The sequence below is a fragment of the Bacillus sp. URHA0034 genome, from assembly GCF_056280405.1.
Map to the genome: position 1 here is coordinate 6,098,857 of NZ_JBWCDK010000002.1, position 19,192 is coordinate 6,118,048.

The 19,192-nt window shown below is 37.9% G+C and carries 13 protein-coding genes and 1 pseudogene; 4 read left to right on the top strand and 10 right to left on the bottom strand.

Annotation, left to right across the window (positions count from 1 at the left end; all coding sequences use genetic code 11):
- The first annotated feature begins 74 nt into the window (after positions 1-74).
- Positions 75-1,211, top strand: a complete 1,137-nt coding sequence (locus tag ACZ9EE_RS31740) for a DUF2515 family protein (protein ID WP_476033174.1) — start codon at positions 75-77, stop codon at positions 1,209-1,211.
- A 324-nt stretch (positions 1,212-1,535) separates the two neighbouring features.
- Here ACZ9EE_RS31740 and glgA read toward each other — a convergent pair whose 3' ends face one another.
- From glgA to ACZ9EE_RS31765, 5 genes and pseudogenes are all read right to left on the bottom strand, one after another.
- On the bottom strand, positions 1,536-2,981 hold the full coding sequence (glgA, locus tag ACZ9EE_RS31745) for a glycogen synthase GlgA (protein WP_476032610.1): 1,446 nt from the start codon (positions 2,979-2,981) through the stop codon (positions 1,536-1,538).
- Positions 2,978-4,003 carry a GlgC family sugar phosphate nucleotidyltransferase gene (locus tag ACZ9EE_RS31750; protein WP_476032611.1) on the bottom strand — a complete coding sequence of 342 codons (1,026 nt, stop codon included), beginning with the start codon at positions 4,001-4,003 and terminating at the stop codon, positions 2,978-2,980. The genes glgA and ACZ9EE_RS31750 overlap by 4 nt, the downstream gene beginning before the upstream one ends.
- Before the next feature lie 32 nt (positions 4,004-4,035).
- Positions 4,036-4,570: pseudogene (locus ACZ9EE_RS31755) on the bottom strand (GlgC family sugar phosphate nucleotidyltransferase); the annotation flags it as partial.
- Positions 4,571-5,108: 538 nt separating this feature from the next.
- Complete coding sequence (locus ACZ9EE_RS31760) at positions 5,109-5,192, bottom strand: putative holin-like toxin (RefSeq protein WP_476033175.1); 84 nt, start codon at positions 5,190-5,192, stop codon at positions 5,109-5,111.
- 1,398 nt (positions 5,193-6,590) lie between these two features.
- A complete protein-coding gene (locus ACZ9EE_RS31765; protein WP_476032612.1) occupies positions 6,591-6,746 on the bottom strand; it encodes a hypothetical protein in 156 nt (51 codons plus the stop codon).
- Between the two features lie 66 nt (positions 6,747-6,812).
- On the opposite strand from ACZ9EE_RS31765, the gene ACZ9EE_RS31770 reads away from it, so the two are divergent.
- Positions 6,813-7,286 carry a hypothetical protein gene (locus ACZ9EE_RS31770; RefSeq protein WP_476032613.1) on the top strand — a complete coding sequence of 158 codons (474 nt, stop codon included), beginning with the start codon at positions 6,813-6,815 and terminating at the stop codon, positions 7,284-7,286.
- A 340-nt stretch (positions 7,287-7,626) separates the two neighbouring features.
- On the opposite strand, the gene ACZ9EE_RS31775 is transcribed toward ACZ9EE_RS31770, so the two are convergent.
- Positions 7,627-8,685: a hypothetical protein gene (locus tag ACZ9EE_RS31775; RefSeq protein ID WP_476032615.1), complete on the bottom strand. Its 1,059-nt coding sequence runs from the start codon at positions 8,683-8,685 to the stop codon at positions 7,627-7,629.
- A 979-nt stretch (positions 8,686-9,664) separates the two neighbouring features.
- Here ACZ9EE_RS31775 and ACZ9EE_RS31780 point away from each other — a divergent pair.
- On the top strand, positions 9,665-9,811 hold the full coding sequence (locus tag ACZ9EE_RS31780) for a hypothetical protein (protein ID WP_476032617.1): 147 nt from the start codon (positions 9,665-9,667) through the stop codon (positions 9,809-9,811).
- Between the two features lie 110 nt (positions 9,812-9,921).
- Here ACZ9EE_RS31780 and ACZ9EE_RS31785 read toward each other — a convergent pair whose 3' ends face one another.
- Entirely contained in the window at positions 9,922-12,321 is a 2,400-nt protein-coding gene (locus ACZ9EE_RS31785) for an endo-1,4-beta-xylanase (RefSeq protein WP_476032619.1), read from the bottom strand.
- 535 nt (positions 12,322-12,856) lie between these two features.
- Here ACZ9EE_RS31785 and ACZ9EE_RS31790 point away from each other — a divergent pair.
- On the top strand, positions 12,857-13,639 hold the full coding sequence (locus ACZ9EE_RS31790) for an AraC family transcriptional regulator (protein ID WP_476032621.1): 783 nt from the start codon (positions 12,857-12,859) through the stop codon (positions 13,637-13,639).
- A 652-nt stretch (positions 13,640-14,291) separates the two neighbouring features.
- On the opposite strand, the gene ACZ9EE_RS31795 is transcribed toward ACZ9EE_RS31790, so the two are convergent.
- From ACZ9EE_RS31795 to ACZ9EE_RS31805, 3 genes are all read right to left on the bottom strand, one after another.
- Positions 14,292-14,999 carry a sialate O-acetylesterase gene (locus ACZ9EE_RS31795; protein ID WP_476032623.1) on the bottom strand — a complete coding sequence of 236 codons (708 nt, stop codon included), beginning with the start codon at positions 14,997-14,999 and terminating at the stop codon, positions 14,292-14,294.
- Between the two features lie 165 nt (positions 15,000-15,164).
- Positions 15,165-16,637, bottom strand: coding sequence for a DUF2357 domain-containing protein (locus ACZ9EE_RS31800; RefSeq protein ID WP_476032624.1), 1,473 nt, complete (start codon positions 16,635-16,637; stop codon positions 15,165-15,167).
- A complete protein-coding gene (locus ACZ9EE_RS31805) occupies positions 16,583-18,835 on the bottom strand; it encodes an McrB family protein (protein ID WP_476032625.1) in 2,253 nt (750 codons plus the stop codon). Before ACZ9EE_RS31805 ends, ACZ9EE_RS31800 begins: the two co-directional genes overlap by 55 nt.
- Positions 18,836-19,192 lie beyond the last annotated feature (357 nt).

Here is a 19,192-nt window from a genome sequence, read left to right on the forward strand (position 1 = left end):
CCATGAGCAATCTGAATATGCATTCCAATGATGGGGATAATCGATGCACTCAAAATGAACGTTGATAAAGGATGATGCTGTTTTTGCTGAACTCTTTCTCAGATGTAAAAAAAGAATTAAAAAAAAAGCTGAAAACTAAATCTTCCGGCCATCTTCCTTGTTTATCAGAAAATGATAAACAATTTATTCAACTTATAAGAGAACAGACGAAGCAACTGAACCAAAACAATGTAACACGGACGCAAGCTTATTTTCAGTTTTACCTTCAGCATCCTGAAATACATTGGGCCCTTCTCGGTCATATGGTATCGCGAAACGTCGGATGGAACATGACCGATTTAAAAGGGGAATTGCTGACGAAACTTCTGCCTGAAAGAGATCAGAAAGCTTTTTATTCCTTTTTGGAACACGGCAGTTGGTTGATTTTTCAAGATGTGTTTCCTCAATTTTTGGTTTATGACCTGAGTGTGAGGAGTAACCAAGAAATGTTCCACCTATTACCTTTTTTTCATACTTCAACCTTCATGGAAACGATATGGCGTTATTTTTGGCACAGTGGGGATAGCTATACATTGGCGATTGCGACGGTGATCAATGAACAAAGCTATTTGGAAAAAAGATTGATTCAAAATCATCATTTCAAGAAAACCGTAACAGGTACGGTCAGCTTTAAAATGTATGATTTTTTGCGCCTCAATAACATTCTTTTCCCCTACTGTACAGGGGAAAAAGAGGAGAAAACCTCACTTGCAGGCGCCACCTCACGGTATTTCACTTCGCTCCACGAAAGAATTTTATTTGGAAAAAAATTATATTCTCTTCTTTTTCAGGGTGAAAATATTCTGGAGGGGGTCTTGAAATGGGCGCATGAAAACCCTCACACGGGTTCACGGAAAGATTATTGGCCCGATTTGTATAATGATGTAAATGAATCTTTTCCCCGATCCCTTTATAAGCGACGGGTCAAGAATTGTGTGTTGAGAAAGGGTGCTCTAAGGCTGTACAGCCCGCCTTTAAAATACGCCTGGCCGAATACCCCGCATGAAGATGCGAAGAGCGGAGATTGGTTTGAGGATTGGCGTGTTCTGGATTATATTCATGAAGAAGTCAGTTTGAATGGAGAGATTTTGAATAATTATTGCAAAACCCTTGAAACAATTGAACTTGCGGTGATGGCAAAGGAAGCCATTCTGTTACGAGAAGAAGAATAACCATTCACGAGCGGTCGTCTTGATCCTGTTCAAATGATGCTAGTTTAATGTTGAATGGATAAATTGCCATAAAAATCAACCTAACCTTTATTTTAAGTTTTGTTGTTAAATAGAGTTATAATAAGAAGAAATTAAAAAAGATCAGTCATGCGGCAACATGTCCGGTCGAGTAATAGACGGTTCCCACTAAGGGATCGGCTAATTTAGTATGATAATCCACCCGAGCCGTTAACTCAAGGGTGGATTATTTTTGTTTTATAAAAAGGATGGCTTTAAAAAAGGGTGTTACAAACTTATTGCTAGAAAGATCCATTCTTATCATGCTTACTCTATTCCCGAGTTTAGCAGCAGTTCCCTATAGATATCGTTGTATTTCTTCGCGGATTGCAGCCAACTATAATCTTGACTCATCGCATTTTTTATTAAGCGACTCCAAATTTCATTTTCCTGATAATAATTAATAGCTCTTCTAACTGTATACAGCATGTCATGAGCATTGAAATTTTTAAAAGTGAAACCATTCCCGTTACCTGTAAACTCATGGTAGGCTAGAACCGTATCGTTCAAGCCGCCTGTTTCTCTGACAATAGGGATGGTACCGTACTGTAAGGCAATCAACTGCCCTAATCCACATGGCTCAAATTGAGATGGCATTAAAAATAGATCAGCCCCTGCATAGATTTGATGCGCTAACGCTTCATTAAAACCGAGATATACCCCTAATCTTTCGGGATACTCTTGTTTCATTTGGTTAAAAAAGTTTTCATAATGAGTTTCACCTGAACCAAGGATAATGAATTGAAGATCCTCCTTCATCATTTCCCTAAATACATGGAGTACTAAATCTAACCCTTTTTGATTGGTTAAGCGTGTGACCATCGCAATAATGGGGGTGTTATATTTTTCTGGTAATCCGAAATAGTGCTGCAATTCTTGCTTGTTTTTTGCTTTACCCTCTAACGAATCAATATCATAGGAAACAGCAATATCTCGGTCAATCCTAGGATTGTAAACCGTATCGTCTATCCCATTGACTATTCCGATAAGCTTATTTTTGTGCTTTCGCAAGAGGGCGTCAAGTCCCTCGCCAAAATAGGGAAATTGAATTTCATCTTTATAGGTTGGGCTGACCGTCGTCACCATATCTGATGCAACAATTGCCCCCTTCATAAAATTGATATCCCCATAAAACTCCAGCTGCTCGTTGGTAAAATATTGATGACTTAATCCTAACAGATCACTCATAACCGAATAAGGGAAAATTCCCTGGAACTGCAAATTGTGAATTGTAAATACGGTTTTCATATCCCAATAGAGCGGATTCAGACGATAGTGTGCGTCTAATAAAAAATTAACCATCCCTGTGTGCCAGTCATGAGAATGAATCACATCAGGAACAAAATCTAAATGAGGAATAATCTCAAGAACCGCCTTACAGAAAAAAGCGAATCGCTCCCCATCATCGTAATGACCATATAGAGAATCTCGATAAAAATAATATTGGTTATCAATAAAATAATAGGTAATCCCGTCTTGCTCTAGTGTAAAAATGCCGCAGTGTTGATTCCGCCATCCAACCTGCACACGAATCTCTTTTTGAAATTGAAATGATTTTTTTAGCTTTTCAGGAATTAAGGAGTAATTGGGTAAAATAACTCGTACTTCTGTCCCAAGATCTTTTAACGCTTTAGGAAGTGCCCCTGCTATATCAGCCAGGCCACCTGTCTTCACAAACGGAACACACTCTGATACAACAAATAGAACCTTCATGAATGAACAACGCCCCTTTTCACGGTACCTTTTTTAACTACAAGAGGAACTTCGGTTGTTCCTGTCATTTGGATTCCATTTCCTACAATGGCATCCTTATCTAAAATAACTCCATCCAGTACACAATTTTCTTCAATTTGACATTTCTGCATGATAATAGAGTTACGGATAACTGTCCCTTTTCCGATTTTAACAGCACGGAAAATAACGCTATTCTCTACTTCCCCTTCAATAATGCACCCATTTGCGATAATGGAATTCCTAACCTTTGAACCCTTTTTGTACTTTGTTGGCGGCTCATCTTTAACCTTTGTAAGGATGGGGTCGTGGTTTGTAAAAACCTGTTTCCATACGGTTGGCTGTAGAAGATCTAAGCTAGATTGATAATAGCTGTGAAGGCAATCAATGTTGGTAATATACCCTGTCCAATCATACCTATTTATTTGAAGTGTATGACGTCTATCATGCACTACATCAAAAATATTGTAATATCTCTGATCCTTGTATTGTTCAAACAAAGAAAGCAATAAATCCTTGCTCAAAATATAGGTCTGTAATGATTCACCTTGATGAACGACCTCTGTGATATCCGCTCTTGTTTCTAGATGACTATCTAAAATCTTACAAAAGTCAATCGTTCCGACGGTATAGCAATTGGCAACAACTACGTACTGTTGCTTACTACGCTTGAAATAAGTCATATTATTTGCAAAATGAGCAAAAGATCCAAATCTCTCAATCTCCGAATTGCCTTCAGGTGAAAACACAAACAGCCCATCACGCTTTCTGCCTAAGTCCCATTGCTTACCTGATTCCAAGTGATCCATAAGGGACCGAACCTTTTGTCCGGTAAAAATGGCTACATTCGAAATTCCTGAATTCACCATATTGGATAACATAAAATCAATTAATCGATAGCGTCCTGCAAACGGAAGAGAGGCTAAAGAACGATGAGCAGTTAAAGTTTGAAATGTGTCAAACTCAGTGGTTGCATTGATAATTCCAAGCATTGAACAAGACAAAGGTATCACCCTTTCTACTCTTTTTAGTTTACTTACGATTCTTCACCTGCAAACAGAATGACACCTTCATGCTTTGATGGACGAATAACAGCATGATCTTCAAACACAATTCCTGGGGCTATAATCGCCCTCTCTATTACGGCATTTTTTCCAATTCGGGCATCAGACATAATAACAGAATCGCGTATCTGACACCCTTCTTCTGCGGATACTCCCTGGAATAAGACAGAATGATAGATGATCCCTTCCACTATACAGCCTTCATTAATCAATGACTCTTCTATTTGTGCGGAAGGGGCAATATATTGGGGGCGGCCGGTTTGGATTGGCAGAGTATATTCTCTATTCTCGATCATAAGGATCGAGCTCTGTTTCCTCTTTTAATAAATCCATATTGGCTTCCCATAAGCTGCCCACTGTCCCGACGTCTTTCCAGTAGCCCTTGAATGGGTAGGCGACAACCTTTTTATTTTCTTCCAGCAAAAGTGGAATAATATCCTTACCAAAATCATTGGTTGATTGTGGATTTTTATCATCCATTTCTAGAAAGGCTTTTAAAACCGGCCATACTTTTTCTCTGTTTCAATGCTTTTACTCCCCTTTCTTGTATTAACAGGTCGTAAGATGTAAACTCCAAATGGCGGGATAGTGAGTTCTTGATGTCAGAGCTAGATAACAAAAAAATGTATGTGTTTCCAATTTTCATTGTCTAACTCCCACAATGCCTTAGATAGTTCATATAGATTCATCAATTTTTAAAGTAATCATTCATTAAGCGATGTATCTTATTATTGTGTAATACCCAATCTAAATCTTCTAAATCCTTCCATTCTTCAAACAATATAAAATATAGTATTGTATTGGGTCTAATTGAGCCCTAAGTCTCATTAAGAACGGAAACAAGAATTCGCAAAAGGTTTCCCTTAAAAGATATTATTGAAAAATTTTACGATAAGAGTTGAATCAGTTATAATAAGACTAATAATGAATAAATTAAAAAGACCAGACATGCAGCAACATGTCTGGTATAGCAATAGACGGTTCCCTCTACGGGCAATCGGCTAGGGAGAAATAATCCACCTGAGCCTACTAACTCAAGGGTGGATTATTTTTTTGATTTAAATGACAGTATGGTTACGATTAAACTTGCAAAACCAATCGCAAACATTAATGATTCATAAACTGTCATACAGCATCACCCCCTTTCTATTGGGAGTGGGCCGACCACCCTTGTGAAATCCTATTCTATTGTATCTATAGTTTATCATATTTACACCAAAAACAGAACAAGCGTTCTTTTTACTTTACATAGAATAGATTAATTCCCGACTAGCACCTATCCTCTAGCCGGGCATTTTCTCGAGCAAGAGTCCCCCTAAGATACGATAATAGATACATCAACTGGTTATCAAAAAAGATCACGATCCTTTCCGTAAAAATGGATAAAAGAACTTTAAACAAATTAAATTTCTACCATATCATCCCTTCGGATTCGATGCAAAATTTTATTCATAATATGAAATTCAGGAAAACCACTGGCTTTGAAGAGGTAAATAAATTACTCATTGAATAGTTTTATTAAGGGTAAGACAAAAAGGCATACTGTAAAAACAGTATCCCTAAATTACTTCAGATCATAGTGTAAAAGATTTTCATACCATAAATATTTAAATTTCTTATCCAGCAAACCTTAATTCAAAAATGACTTTTCTTATGACAGCAAATAGTAAGTTTGCGTTTTTGAAACATAAAACTAAATTAGTTTTTTACAGAAAGGTTCAACCTTCTCATGCTTACTCTATTCTGAGTCAAGTAGCAGCCCCTCATATATCTCGTTGTATTTCTTTGCCGATTGCAACCAACTATAATCTTGACTCATCGCTTTTTTTACCAAGCGACTCCAATTGTGTTTCAAGATGAGCGCCAAATACTTTATAGCTTTCGTACAAACTCCCTTTGTGAAAAAGGTATACTTCGTAATCTGTAGGATGTGTTAAGACCAATTGTTTCACCTCTTTGACCTGCTTTTGGCCGCTTAATTTTCATCAAATATTTTTCAATGTACTTAAATTCTTTTTCCGACCGTTCACCTTATGTCAGTCTTGAGTCTTTTGTAGTTTTTCTAAATAGAAGTGTTTAATTCATTAAAAACTGGAATGGGGTATAAGTAAGGGGTAAAAAATTTTTTCTCTTGGAAAAGGATGTTCTTCTATTAACGTAGAAAAGACCCGGTAAATAATCTTCCCGAGTCCTGGTCAAAAAAATAGCACTATAAAATAGATATGTCTAATAGTAGAAATAGCTGAATAATGATTCATAAACTGATAAATGGCAGTAGTTTTATTGAATATAAAAAAGAGCAAAAATAGCAAGTATTGAATAAAAACTTGCATATTATAGGCTCTTTCTTTTTATTTCTTATGCTGTAAAAGTACCCATTACTTTATGTACAGTCCTTAGGCTCCAGAGTATATTCTTTTTCAACTCAACCCTATATTTTACCGTAAAGTAAGTAACCTGCCCTTAAAAACTAGGTAAAAAATCATCCGCTCGACACAAAATACAGGACGAATATCCTTCCCTTAATTTAATATCCCCAATTTCTTCCAGTTTCCGGATTTTGAATCGATGCCATTTCAATCATTTGGTTCCAATAGGGCAGCTCCCTTGAAAGACGGCTGATTATTTGCCGAATATATTCATCACTAACTTTCTGGCCGCTACCATTTGAATATTGCTGCACGTAATATTGATAAGGCCATCCACAGCTTTATTAGTATTAAAAAGGTAAGGGAAAGGATAGAAACTTATGAGCAACAGAGGCCGGAAGGTAAAATACTATCCCCAAGAAGACATTGATTTAATACTCTATAATTACAAAGCCCAAAATAAAAGTACAGGATTAATAAAGTACTCAGATATATATAAATTCGCAGAACAAATGTACTTAAACAATGAAATTAAATTTAAGTTAAGTGAGGATTTTTGGAGGAAAGAAGGCAGACAAGGAAGAAAAGCAATTGGTGATCTTAACACACTATATCTAAGTACAATAAAAGGAAAAAGTGAAGACACAGATTATTATGTTGACACAGAATTATATGTTGACAAAATAATGCAAGCTTCTAAACAAGAAAGTAAAGCGTTTATTGATGCTCTGAAAATTTACGAAAAAAAAGCTAGAGAATACGGTACATTAATATCTAAAATAAATATCTTAGAGACTGAACTTGAAAAGATAAAAATAAAACTTAATGATGAAAAAACAAGAAGTGAAGAATAAAGAAAAATATTATTTTCTTGGTTTAATTCGAGCAATAAAAAGGAATTAGGACTTGAAAACCTGATAACAACCGGAAAGTCGAGATCAAAACTTATAAATCGTTTTTTTGAAAATATGTTTTCTGATCCAAATAGTGTTTAAAACAATTTCAAGGATCCTGCAGCTAAAATTCTTGAACAAGAAAACAATGTAGTACCAATAAAAAAAAAGCAGAATTCAAGCATTAATAGATAAGCACGAAATATATAATATTAAATAACTTCAAAAAATGTTGGAGGTAAAACCCTCAAAACTTGTATTAAGGCCATTTATCTAAATGATAAATGGCCTTTTGACACCCCTATTGAGCAATGACAGCTTTAGAAACCTTCACATACTGTCCATTAGAAACGGTAATTGCATAACGGCCATTGAAGATCTCGTTAGCAATGATATCACTTTTGCCTATCGGTCCACTCATGGCAGCCACATAGGAACCACTTCCCTGGCTTTCAAAAACGTGTCGGCCTGCTGGGATATCGACCCCAACTTTATAATAACCGCCACCTTTATAATTCTGCTGGTCGTTCATTATTTCATAAAGTTCCTTTGCGCTTTTTATGCCCAATGCAGGAAACGAGGCTACATTAACTAATACTCCCTGAGTCTCTAAATTCCCTGCTCCATTAACATGAACATAGCCGAAGCTATCAAATATTTCATTTTCAATAATGTTACCAGCGGAATCACTTTCAGAATAATACTTTCCACTTCCGTCAAATGGAACGAAAGCATAGTCCCCTACTGGAATATCTCCTTGAACGTAAGAACCGGTATCTATCACTTGTTTGTTATCCAATAATGGTTTCATCTTTAACAACAATCTATCTTTCGCTGGCATTGCAGCCAATGCTGCTGCCTCTGCTTTAGCTTTTTCTTCAGCTTTTTTCTTGGCTTTCACTTCAGCGGCGGCTTTCTCTTCGGCTTCTTTCTTAGCTTTGGCTTCTGCCTTCGCTTTAGCATCAGCTTCGGCCTTTACCTTTTCTTCTGCCTTAGCGTCTGCCTCTTTCTTAGCTTTGGCTTCTGTCTTGGCTTTCGCTTTAGCCTCTGCCTTCTCTTTAGCTTTCGCTTCGGCTTTAGCCTTCGCTTTTGCGTCATCTTCTTTTTTGGTTTTAGTTGCGGCTTTCTCTTCTGTCTTTACTTCCTTCTTAACCGGTGCGGACGCAGATTCCGTTGATGGTTTTGTGGTGACACCAAAAATAATAAACGCTACGACCATCACAGCTAATGATATACCAGAGATTTTAAAACTCTTTTTAGCTTTACCTGTCTTTCTGGCAATTGCAATCGTTCCTATCACCAAAAATACACACGTTGCTAAAAACGCTAAAAGAGTTACTGCTAATGCAAAATTATCCATACCCCTCAAACTCTCCCTTTATATATATATATTGTAATTATTTCGTCACACTAACGTAATATTACCAAATAACTGGGGACAAAACTATAACTCTTCTGCAATTTTTCAATTATTTTCATATCAAGTTAAAAATGATAAGAAATCGGGTATTATTTCATTTCTTCCATAGCTTTATGCATTATTGCAGCTTTTGAATATCCAATGCGGAAACGAACAGAAGCCGTTTGTGTTTCCCTTACTAATTCAATTGCTTACTTTAACATCATCCACTGTCGAGCTGGGGTTCTGTGACCGCTTGAAAGACATGACACAGTTTTTGCTTGATAAATTGGGACACATTTTTCCAGTTAGTGTCTTGCACTTTTTACTCGGTTTGTCAGTTATTACCATTTTATTTATGTAGGTCTTTGCAGTACAATACTCAAGAAAAAATGTATATATGCTAATATTTATGCGATTTTCGAAGAAAACATATTACCTCTTTTATTGATGTAACTGAGGACGATGCGACTATAATGAATGAGTTAATGGTAATTATAAGGCAAGTCGCATTACAGGTAACCAAAGAATATGGAGCTTGTGCTTGTAAAATAATTAACTACACTATAAAGAATAAAATTAAAGAGCCTAAAATCTACAAGTTTTATGCACTACTTGTATATTTCGGCTATTTTTATATTAATAAAACATACTGACATAATTAGCTTTTATTAATCAAAGAGATCACATGGTTTTTAATCTAATTTCCAATTAATTGTGTCACTTAAATAAGCATCATCGTTGGTAATAGTTACCAAATTGGTGGTAACTATGTTCAGAGGCAACAATAACAATGGATTGCGTGTTGAGAAAGGGTGCCCTGCGGCTGTACAGCCCGCCTTTAAAATAAGCCTGGCCGAATACCCCGCATGAAGATGCGAAGAGCGGAGATTGGTTTGAGGATTGGCGGGTTCTGGGATATATTCATGAAGAAGTCAGTTTGAATGGAGAGATTTTAACTAATTATTGCAAAACCCTTGAAACTATTGAACTTGCGGTTATGGCGAAGGGAGCCATTTCTATTACGAGAAGAAGAATAATCATAAAAGAGCGGTCGTCTGATCCTGTTCAAATGATGCTAGTGTAATGTGGAATGATGAATGGATAAAACAAAGCCTGTGAAAATTTTACTCCTCGTAAAATTTCACAGGCTTTTTAGTGTTGAAGGGGAGCTTTGTCCCAGCCTCTTTATCCTTTTTAATTAGTGGAATTGTCGTGCTTCACGGTAATCGTTTGAGTGGTGACAGTGGAAATTCCCACATTGTCAGTCACCTTATAGGTTACGGTATAAATCCGGTCTTCTCTGCCGCTTCTCTCAGCACGGACTAAAAAATTGGTGTCCAATTCACCAAAATCAGCTCCTTGAATATCTTGTGCTGTATTTCCATCACCTATCCCATTATCGGACTGATTGCTACTAATCGAGACCAGCTGCACAGAGGCAACGCCTGATAATGAGTCATTTGCATGGACAGTCGCCGTTATGGGAATCATCTGATGATTTCGATCTGTGATGACTGATGGATTAAATGAAAAGGCTAAGGTCGGTGCAGTTTTGTCAATCTTCACTTCAACCGATTTTGTTACTTCTGTATTCCCGGCTTTATCCACGCTCCGATAATATACCGTATTCACACCTTCAGCAGTGACTTGTATTCCATTTGTATAAGGGACCCATTCGCCATTATTAATCTTATATTCGGTTTTCGCAACACCTGAATTTTCATCAGTAGCTGCTAATTTTACCGAAACGTCTTGATTGGTCCAATTCGTTGGGACACCGCTTGCTGTAGTGACTGGATCCTCATGATCTACTGGCTCTTCGCTATTTATATCCTCTGGCCAATTAACAAGAAGTGTATCGGGCTCTCCGTTAGTTCCAACTTTTTCCACCTTAATCGAGTTGATGGAGAAGGCGTTACCACCTCCGCCGCCACGGATGGCGATGTTACCAATCAGACCATCAGCAGGTTGTGAACCATCTAATTTGAATTCAGTTGTTAAAGTGTAGCTACCCATATTCACCATACCACTGTTAAAATACGCAGGTATATACTTAGCCACTTGGTTAGCAGCATACGGGTGGCTGTTTACGTTCGCTCCATCAGCACTAGTATAACCACCATTTGAGTTATCTTTTAACCAGCGTACACGAATAGCGGTAGTACCTTTTGCTGTATAGTTGAAACTTAAACGGTAGGTAGCATCTTTCTCAGGAGTGAAAGCTACTTTGCCATCCCCATCTGCTATAGACCATGGCCATTGGGTTTTATCGTTACCTAGTATGATATTAGCTCCGGAATAACTGTCTCCATTTCCAGTATCATACACATAGACACCGTCGATTTGCTTATGCTCTACTTTTTCCGATTCAATGTAATGGTGGGTGGCAAGAAACTCGGCAGGGTATAGGATACCCAGCAATGCTTGTTTGGCCCGTCCATCATAGTCATACGGCAAGGCAAATTCGCCGCCTTTCCAGCCAGTGAGTACATCTCTCACGCCGGCAAGTTTCACTGTATCGATAACCTTTGGATTCCCCGTCGTATTGGCTGGACCTGCAGCATACTTTCGATAGATTTGGAACAATTCAGCATACTTCATACCCTGATTATTTTCCTTCTCAGGTGTAAGTTCACCCGGTGGTAAAGCAATGTCCATCTCGGAAATATTAACCTTCACACCTGGGAGTGTCGCAAACAGTTTGATGTTATCCTCCACGTTTTGGACATTGGTAGAAAGGTTGTAGTGTGCCTGCATACCAATCACTTCAATCAGAGGCTTACCATTTGGCCGGACACCTGCATACCGCTCATTAATATCTTTGACCATCTCATAAACAACGCGAGCTTTGGCTGGTGAATCGAGACCAAAATCGTTGTAGGTCAGTTTGACATTCCACCCATTTCTGTCAACAACTTCGGCTGCTTTCAAGAAAGCTTTCTCTACCCATTCCCAGCCTAGCGCCATATACCAGCCTTCTCCTTTGGCTAAGGATGCTTTCCAATCGCCAGGGATGGAGCTTCCGATCGCTTCGTTGACAACATCTATCGCTTCAATGCGGCTGCCATAGTGACCAAGTACATTTTCAATATGAGTATTGAGGTTTTCGAGAGCCGTTTCTCGATCGAATGTACCTGGCTGACCGTATCTAGCCGGTGGCGCATCCCACATCCACGTAGGTGTCTGTGAATGCCACGCGAGCGTATGTCCGTAGAAAAGCATATCCGGGTTTTGATCAGAATAGGTTTTCATCGCATTATCAGCACTAGTGTATGTAAAAACACCTTTTTCATTTTGCGTACTCTCCGGTTTCATCTCATTCCCCGGTGTATATGAAGCATAATTGTAAAGCGTTTCCTCCATTGCACCTTTACCAAAGATACCAAAGGAGAAGTAATCTTTATAAACATCCTTTAGTGCTGGGTAATGTTCGTAGGTTAGTCCTGCGGGAGGTAAGTCGGTGGTGGTGGCCGCATCGGCATTTAACGAACCGCTAACTAAGACTGGAGCCACCAGCAGTACTGACAGTGATAGAGACAAAGCTCCCTGAGCGGCTTTTTTCATCAGCCGTTTAAGAGATCGTGTTTTTTCCATGAATAGGTCCTCCAAAAAGAATTTTTCCCCTTTTTTTTTGAGTAGGGTTCTCTCTGTCATTCCCATTGGTGTCATATAATGATGTTAAGCGCTTACTTTTTCTAGTAAATTGATATTTATGTCTCATTCCCTTCTTTATACTTTTTTTGAAGTCTTGTTAATTGATATGACAATCAGCAAGTAAGTTGGCGGATTGTGCTAGAATACCACATGCATAAGAAATGTAGTTTCCCAACTGCTCGAAGAGAGACCAAAGATACTAAGCCGAATGATAGCAATTCCCATAATCCTTCAAAAAGAAAGATTGGAATAGAAACTACTCTCAAGGAAATAAGCATACTTATTCATTGCAAAATAATTACTTTTCGTCTCATCACCTCCTTTACGTTAGAAAACTGCTAGAAATAGTACCAAAAGCTCATTTTTACTAATTTCATTGTGTTATAACCTTAAAAGATTTCCTTTATATTATAAACCTGAATTAATTCTTGATAATTTAGCCCCATTCTATTAAGTTTATAATTGGGGTGTATTTATGGATATAGAAGTGCTACAAAACTTGGTTCCACATATTCTTCTTTTTGTTGATAGACGTTGTTTTCCCAGATGGGAAATCATTAACAAAAAAATTGGCTTCCAGGACCTTACTTTCGTTGTGGCCGGGAAATCCAACTATTTTATTAATGGAGTAAAATACACTGTCGAACCCGGGGACGTCATATACATACCTGAAGGCAGCGTTCGCGAAGCACATACATTCTACGAAAATCCAATGCATTGTTTCGCTTTTAATTTCAATTGGACACCAGAGGGCAGTCCTATTGCTTTGCCACTGGAACCCGTGATGAAAAATGTCATTACGAGTGAGATTAGAGGTTATATCAAGCAGTTCACACAGGTATGGATGAGTAAACAGCCGGGATATATCATGCAAGCTAGGGCTCTATTTATGCTGATTATCCATAAGCTTCTATTGATTTCCTCTCATAAGGCGTCCTATATACAAACAGATCTACGAGTGAAAAAAGTGTTGGATTACATTAATGAGGACTACTCAAGGAATCTAGATTTGTCAGAAATAGCCACAAAAATCAATCTTCATCCAGTTTATTTCGGAAAATTGTTCAAAAAAAATACTGGCTACTCGTTTAAGGAATATTTGAACTTAATTCGTATTAATAATGCCGAAATGCTGTTATCATCAGGTGGATTTTCTGTAACAGAAGTCGCTGATCGGTGTGGATTCTATGATGTTTCATATTTTAGCAACGTTTTTAAATCCATTAAAGGATACCCGCCTTCCAAAGTGTCTAAATAAATGAAAACTCGCAAACGTTTGAGTCCCTTTGGACGAAAACATAGACGCAGTGAATAGCGTTCATAATTTATGGATATCACACAGATTCAAGAGCACCTAATGGGCAAATGAACCCAGCAGTAAACTGAATATGCAAGTTGTAAAAATAACATCTTTTTGGATTCAGTTTTCAATCGATAGCTTTAAAAACAAGATTGTTTCGCACGAGAAATTACCTATCTATTACTTACATTTTATGAATCTATTATATAATTCATGCTCTTTCATAATCTATAGAACAACTAGATAATTCTTGTAAAATTTAAACATTTTCGTTTTAATTAGGTGTTTCTTTCACTTCACTCCTATCGAAGGTCTTTCAGCAGCAAATAGTTTTCCTTATTTAGGTAAATTTCCCGTAATTGTTATAAAAAAGCCAGGAATGAAGGCACTTCAGTTATTTCAAATAGAAAGAGACGGTAACTTTTTTCATCTTTTATTGAGCTAAATATTAATGGGAATGATTGATAAACAGATTACTAACCTCTTTTTGTTTTACAAAATAAATCTAAAACAAGGGATCATACATAAGAGGTTAAACCTCTCTTCTTCTTATGTTGATTGTCACTTAATTAATTGATCTGAAAATGCTTTGTTCGTTATTAATACTCTCCTATTCTAAAGCGTTTCCCGTAAGTTGACTGTATTCCTCCCAGACATTGGCGTATCGTATCCCGAACTCACGAAGAGACTTTGCATTAAAATGCAAAAAGTCCCCATTATCTGTCAATCCCTTCGAGGAAACGAATGCGAAATATTTATCACCACTACAAATATCTTTTAATTGTTCATTTACAATGTGTGAATAAAAACAACCATCACCGTTCTTATCCAAAAATTCACCTAATTCACCCAAAATGATGGGGATATTGGGAATACCTAAGTCAGTTAATAAAGAGTCGATAAAAGGTATAAATCTTTTTTTATAACTTTCTGCAGTTTCTAAGCTATCGGCATCACTTTCCCCCTGATGCCACAAAATTCCTTTTAACTTACTGTTCTTTAGTGCTTCTATTGTTTCAGTTACAGCATTGGAGTATAGACGTCCGCCTTTTTGCCATTCACTCAGAGAGGTTCCGCCAAAGGCACAGGGTATAAGCCCAATCTTTCTATCCCATTTTCTTTGTAAAGTATCAGCAAAACTCATCCCTAAACCGATTCCAGCTAAAGTCGGTTTATCAGTATGTAAGGGCTCCTTCGCAGTTATCCATTGAGAGTCTCTGAACAAGAAAATTTCCTTATTATCAATAGATTCAACTTCCTGCATAGAACCTCTTCCTGCCATATTTGATTGTCCAATTAAAAGAAATGAATTGATCATTGATACTCCTCCGATTTGATTTTATTATTTTCATCCTTGGTAAAAATATACTACTACACTATTAGTATAAAGATTATACATATTCTATAAAATTAAGATTCACTTGAGGATGACTGATAAAGAAAATTCTTAGCCCTTTTTATCCCTGAAGTGACATTTCTTTATCTAACTCGACAAGCGACTAACACTTCCTACAATTTTCCCGTGGAAAAATTCATCTTCTTCCCCTGGCATAACTCTAATTGCACCCATGCGAAATTGATCATGATAATCCGACTGGAAATACCTCATTTCATCAGCAACCTCATCCGTTGTCGGTGTGAGGATAAATACCTCTTGAACAGCTCTCTCCCCAGTATTACGCTTGAGAATGCCATCGCGGTATTTATGCATTTCTCCCAGTGCAGTACCGAGATTGTCAGGAACACGATATTTGGGGTCAAAAACAATTAGACCGTTTTCCCCTTCCAAAACAATATCAGGTATCATTCTTTGCGTATACGTATGGAAAGCAGGTGAGTTGAACTGATAGGTTCGTTGGTAATAAAGGCTCACACCGTTCGTCAAATGAATTTTGCTTTCCTTGTTCTCTGCGAGATTCAGAAAAATGCCATCCTTCGTCAGTTGGTATAATCCACCGGTATCGCACACAAGGCCCGCTTCCCTCAGAATCCTGACTACCTTCATAAAGCACCACATTTCATACAATTGAAAGATGTCCTTCAAGGGAATCGGGTGATCAAAGCCTATGTTCTCGCGGTTATGTTTATAAAGCTGGTCAAACCATTGAAACCACAGGCGGTAAACAGGATGCTTACGAAACTTTTGCGTAATTGTATAAGGTCCTTTATTTGCTGTGACTTCATTCATAAACGCACTGTTTAACCAGCGCTTAACAATCCCTTTATATTTCAAAGCTTTACCTGCCACTTCCATTTGTTCAACCGCTTCATATTTCCGGAGTATCCGAAACAAATCCTGCATTTGTTGTTTAAGCACTTGATTTTCATATAGGTCGTACGTTTCTAATGTCTTTACATTCTGCACAGTACTCGGAATCTTATCGCCATTCCCCTGCTGATCCAGCCACCTTAAGGTAACTTGTTCAGAATGTTGTATCTTTTCCCGTTTCATCATCTCGCTAACCTTGTCCAAATGGCGAAAAGGCTGCTTTTTAATTTTTGAAAAAATTAACTTCAACTGATGAAAGGATTGATCCAGATAACTCCATTGTGTCCAAGTGATATCACGGTTTCGCCCAGTTGCATTCACATGGGTCGTTAATCCACTATACTGAAAGCAGCTATTCGCCTCTGACAGGATTTCTTCCAGCATCAAGCTGAACTGCGTTTCGGTTAGTTTCCGATCATCAGGATAAACAAAGCTACTGATCTCCTGGCCGTTTATTAATGCCTGAATGGTGCCAGATTGAAAGGGCGTAATAAACGTGGCATAGCCCATACCTTCTTTAAAAATAAACGGTACCGGAATACCCTGAAACCTCACATCAGTTTGAGTACCTTGAAAACGCAGCTTATATTCGGTCGCTTCCCTAAGGTATGAATCTACTAACGGAATCCAGCCTAGCTGTAAATCAAAAACCTCAAGAAGATTAGCGCCAGAATTGGGTTGCACCATAATACTCTTAGCTCCTCTATCATCCGTTTCACATGTTTAAGCGAGATTGAGGTTGGTCCTAGATTGACGTCGAGCCACTGCCCTAGGGTTGCCAGCATATCGGAAATCCGCTCATCTCCCCGGACCTTCCTTAATACTTTTTCAGAAATCACTCGATCCAATGCCTCCATTGAATCCATTTGATACTCTTCAGGCAGCTTTTGATTGGCATATAACTTTTGCAGCATTTCTCCCATAGAACGATAGCCAAAATGCAGCTCATATTGGGATAAAGTACGATGTAGTTCTCGTAAAATCGTAAACTCTTTCGTAAGGGTAGCTTTCAGATCTTGGTCAACCCGTTCCCAATACGAATCAAAGTCAACATCAGACAGCGTCATGACAAAGGCTCGGTCCAGAACTTTATCGGAAATGGAATGGGTGGTTTCATCCACATTTATCGTTCCTAAAACATAGACATTTGGTGGAATGACTAGTTTCTTAGGGATATCGGTAATTTGATCATTCTGATGCAGCGGAATTTCTTTGCGAGACTCTACCGCACTTAGATAATCACTCAAGTAATATTCGATACGGGCCAAGTTCATTTCATCAAGTAAAATGAAATGCGGCTTATCCCGCTCTTTTAACGCATGAATGAGAACCTGAAGGAACTCCGTTTTGACATAGCGTTTTTCAAAAGAGCTATAGTAACCAAACAGGGCAGTCCCATCCGTCCAATCGGGCCGGACCGGGATGATCGTAAAATACGGATTCTCACTCTCATATTCCAACCCATAAACGGCATTGGCATATAAGCGGCAAAGCTGGGTTTTCCCTGTCCCGGAAATCCCGCTTAACAGAACAAAATGCTTATCATCCAATGCTGTCAGATTTAAATGTAAGTCACGAATAATATTATTTGAAAATGTAAATTCACTATTGGAAATCGTGTTGAAGATTTCTCCGAAAGTAAAGTTCGGTTCCAGACCTGGCTCCGTCACGGGCCCTTTCTCTTCTCCTGACTCATGAGAAGGAGCATCAGATGGCAATTCCAATTTTTCACTTGCATGAGCAAATAGTAGGGCAGCATCGATCAATGTTTTCTTAACCTCCTCGGCCCCTTCAACAAATGACTGCGTTTCATTATTAAAACTTCCCACATAATAGGAACTTACCTTTACCTTTATATGATGCTCATCTAACAGTCGCATGGCATTCGCCATTACTTTTGAATTATCTAAGTTTTGTGTCGAAAAAGCTTTTGTGATCCACCACTCAATCGTACCATCTCCAATGATTTCTCTTGCACTTGTGAAAATATGATTATGACCCTCCAACTGCACAATAATCGTCTGGAATGGTGAATTCTTATCATGAAACTCAAGGTAACTGATATAACCCTTTGTCAGCATTTGCTCGCCATCATTGATAGTAAACGCCTGGCGTCTTCCATGTTTTTGCTCCTCCAATGGCCCAATATCAACAGTATAAGGACGGCCCAGCAAATGGGTTTCGTTAATGTTTCGGGTTGCGGCCAAAAGCATCAGGGCATCATATGCTCGATTTGAAACGTCAATTTCTTCATTATAAAAACTCCGGAATGGACCAAGCTTTTCCCAAACGGTAACAAGTTCTGCAATCAGAGATTCCTCATCCAAGTTCCCTTCCATTGGGATACTTGTCCCAATTTGGAACCATGGCCGTTTCCGTGGTTTTATACAGCTTTTTAAATACGGAACAAACTCGTCTTTTGGGATTGCAGACTTTTCCTTCCAGCCTGTAAAAATAGAAAAATAGGAAGGAATAGCCTCCAGAACACGGTTTATTTGATTGTTTCGAACCCATGCCCAAAACGGGATGAAGTTCAGTTCAGAATGTATTATCATCATCCTGCTAATCCCATCAAATTCAAGTGTGAGGAAAGTGTACTCCTTGTCATTCACTTTTCGATTCAGTTTCGTATAGTGTTTCCGGCCAATGTCGGATTCCTTCTTCTTATCAGCATACGTTGGATTACGGGCATCATGATAGGTTGTGGAAAGTGTAGAATCATAGCTCCTAATAATGTACTCATTACCAATTTGAATCCCCATTTTCTCAACAAATTGTTGAAATATTGGTTTGACAATCGGTGAAATTTCGTCAAGTACCTTCCGGCAGCGAATTTCAGTGTTGTTCTCGTTAAATATGGATTGAAAATATGTAAGGTTTAGCATTTGGTCACCTGCTCAATATAATAATTCGTAATCTTAAACATGACCGGTCCTTATAACAACTGAATGGAACATTAAACAAGGCTCTAATGGAAAATTTAAGATATAATTATATTTTAGCAGAATTAGGAAATTTTCGTCTATCAATAGGGTGAAACTGGATGTTAGGGTTATCTAGTGGATACAATTTAGAATCAGATCATCTGCATATTGTTAATTAAAGTCTTATATTACGCGGAGAATGTAAACCATAATACTTTCAGAAGAAATATTCACAAGTAAAAAAGGATTACTAATGTACCAAATTTTCTAAGTTAATATTAAACCTGAAAATGTAGTTTTTTGGAGGTATTTGTCGTG